Origin of the sequence: Streptomyces sp. URMC 126 (assembly GCF_051386555.1) — a bacterium.
Classification (GTDB): domain Bacteria; phylum Actinomycetota; class Actinomycetes; order Streptomycetales; family Streptomycetaceae; genus Streptomyces.
This window is the reverse complement of the sequence record NZ_JBPQTX010000530.1, coordinates 1-2,770: the sequence shown is the minus strand read 5'-3', so window position 1 is coordinate 2,770 and position 2,770 is coordinate 1. Positions and strand designations below refer to the sequence as shown.

Genomic DNA, 2,770 nt, shown 5'->3' with positions numbered 1-2,770 from the left:
GTCGGGGTCACCGGAGCCGGGGCAGTGGGGGCCTGGGCGGCCGGGGCCGGAGCCGGCTCCTCCACGCTCACGCCGAAGTCGGTGGCGATGCCCGCCAGCCCGTCGGCGTACCCCTGGCCGACGGCCCGCACCTTCCAGGCGCCGTTGCGCCGGTAGACCTCGACGATGATCAGCGCCGTCTCGGTGCCGAGCCTCGGCGGGGTGAAGGTGGCCAGCGGGGCGCCGGTAGCGGCGTCCCGGACGGTCGCGGTCGGTTCGGTGCCGGCGAAGGTGGTGCCGGGGGCGTCCAGGCTCGCCGTGACGACGATCTTCTCGATGCCGGCGGGCACGGCGGCCGTGTCGACGGTGATCGAGTCGGGCGCGCCGGCCGCGCCGGCGCTGTGGGTCACGCCGGGGCCCGTCGGCTGGTTGTAGAAGACGAAGTCGTCGTCGGAGCGCACCTTGCCGTCGGCGGTGAGCAGCAGGCCCGAGACGTCGAGCCGTACGGGCGCGGCGACGTCCACCGTCACACGGGTGACGGAGAGCGGAATGTTCGAGCCGGGGGTCATAGCGGTCATGATCCGTTCAACGCGTGATCGGGCTTTGCGGTTCCATGACCCGGGCGGAATAGCGCGGAGACCGCCGCGGCTGTGTATCGTGCCCTTCTTTTGATCTTGAGCACGACGACTGATCTTGAGCACGACGACTGATCTTGAGTACGACCGATCTTGAGTACGACCACGCGGGGCCGCGGGAGCGCGGAAACGTGAGAACGGGGGACACGATGACGGACGCCATCGTCCACGGGACGGTAGCCGAGGGGTACGAGCCGGTGCGCGAGGCGTTCGCGGCGACGCTCGCCGAGGAGCGGGCCGGGCACTCCGCCCAGCTGGCCGCGTACGTGCACGGGCGGCGGGTGGTCGACCTGTGGGGTGGCCCGGAGATCGACGGGGACTCGCTCACCGGCGTCTTCTCGTCCACCAAGGGCGCCGCCCACCTCGTCGTCGCGCTGCTCGTCCAGGACGGGACGCTGGACCCGGACCGTGAGGTGCGGCACTACTGGCCCGAGTTCGCGGCGGCCGGCAAGGAGCACGTGACCCTGCGGCAGCTCGTCTCCCACCAGGCGGGCCTGGTCGGCGCGGACGGCGGTTTCACCCCCGAGGAGCTGGCCGACGACCGCGCGATCGCCGAGCGGCTGGGCGCCCAGCGGCCGTACTGGCGGCCGGGTGCCGCCCACGGCTACCACGCGCTCGTCATCGGGGCGCTGACCGGCGAGGTCGTCCGCCGCGTCACCGGTCAGACCATGCAGGAGGTCTACGAGACGCGGATCCGCGCGCCGTACGGCATCGACCTCTTCATGGGGCTGCCGGAGGAGCTGGAGCCCCGCTGGCTCAGCACTCGGCCGATGGACCCGACGCCCGAGCAGAAGCGACAGCGCGCGGCGGCGGGGCACGGGCCGGAGAGCCTGCCGGGCATCGCCTTCAACCGCAACTACACCAAGGCCCCGACCGACCTGGAAGCGCTGCCCAACTCCCGGGAGATGCGGGCCGCCGGACCCGCCTCGGTCGGTGGCGTCGCCTCCGCGCGCGGGCTGGCCCGGCTGTACGCGGCGGCCGTCAGCGGGGTGGACGGGCGGGATCCGCTGCTGACGCCCGACACGGCGGCGCGGGCCGCCGAGATCCAGGTGGCCGGGCGGGACCTGGTCAACGGTGCCTACCAGGCGTACGGGCTGGGGTTCGTGGTGGTGTCCGAGCACTACCCCTTCCTGGGCGCGCGGTCCTTCGGGCACAGCGGCGCGGCCGGGTCGCTGGGCTTCGCCGACCCGGGGGCGGGGCTGGCCTTCGGGTACAACCGGCGGCGGTTCGCGTTCCCGGGCGGGGCGGCGCCGGAGACGGTCCCCCTGGCGAAGGTGATCCGGGAGTGCGCGGTGGGGTGAGGCAGCCCCTGGGGGCGCCTCCCGGGGGCGCCCCCGCCCGCTCCCGCGCCGGGGGCTCCGGCGGCGCAAAAGGCCCGCTCGACAGTGCCGTTCGGAGCGACGAAGATGCCCGTATCCGACAACGGTGAAGTGTGCCGTTCATCCGGTTTCTGTGGCATGGCCTCATCCGGACCCCTTTCCCACCCGGTTCCGGGAGCGGCCGTGAGGGAGGGGAACAGCCATGGACCAGAACGTCGTGGAGACGCGGGCCGCGACCGTCGGCACCACCGCCGGTTACGACCGGTCCCAGCGGTTCGACGCCACCGGCGCGACGCAGTCGTTCGTCGTGCCGGCGGGGGTCACCCTGGTGAACGCCCGGGTGTGGGGCAGCGGTGGCGCGGCGTGGGGGACCAACACGGGCGGCGGCGGGGGCTTCACCGCCGGGAACATCACCGTGGCGCCCGGGGAGACCCTGCGGATCGTGGTGGGCAACACCTCAGGGTACGGCGGTGGCGGCACGAACGGCGGCGGCATGAGCGGGGTGTACAGCCAACGGCTCGGCCGGGTACTCCTCATCGCCGGCGGTGGCGGCGGGGGAAGCGTCAGGGGCGCCGGCGGAGCGGGCGGCGGCGCCTCCGGACGGGACGCGACGTACGTCTCCACCGGTACGTTCACGGGGACCGCGGCGCGCGGCGCGTCGGGCGCGACCGGCGGCCAGGGCGCCCAGTGCGGAAGCAGCCGCGGGGGCAAGGGCGGTGACACCGGGCAGGCGGGCGGCGCCGGCTCGGGCGGCAACGCGGGCGGCGGGCTGCCCCTGGCCGGCATGGGCGGCGGCGGTGGCTCCGGCTACGGCGCCTACGGCGGGGGCGGCGGCCT

Annotated in this window: 2 protein-coding genes and 1 pseudogene; 2 read left to right on the top strand and 1 reads right to left on the bottom strand. The window is 74.6% G+C overall.

Annotation, left to right across the window (positions count from 1 at the left end; all coding sequences use genetic code 11):
- The coding region (locus ACSNOK_RS32350) for a TerD family protein (protein ID WP_436784356.1) at window positions 1-557 on the bottom strand (557 nt) is incomplete at its 3' end.
- A 206-nt stretch (window positions 558-763) separates the two neighbouring features.
- Between ACSNOK_RS32350 and ACSNOK_RS32345 the strand changes: the two genes are divergently transcribed.
- Together ACSNOK_RS32345 and ACSNOK_RS32340 are read left to right on the top strand one after the other, a co-directional pair.
- A complete protein-coding gene (locus tag ACSNOK_RS32345; protein ID WP_436784355.1) occupies window positions 764-1,915 on the top strand; it encodes a serine hydrolase domain-containing protein in 1,152 nt (383 codons plus the stop codon).
- A gap of 220 nt (window positions 1,916-2,135) precedes the next feature.
- Window positions 2,136-2,770: pseudogene (locus ACSNOK_RS32340) on the top strand (hypothetical protein); the annotation flags it as partial.

Coding starts and splice junctions, on each gene's coding strand:
- ACSNOK_RS32345 (WP_436784355.1), top strand. CDS start 764: ATGACGGACGCCATCGTCCACGGGACGGTAGCCGAGGGGTACGAGCCG.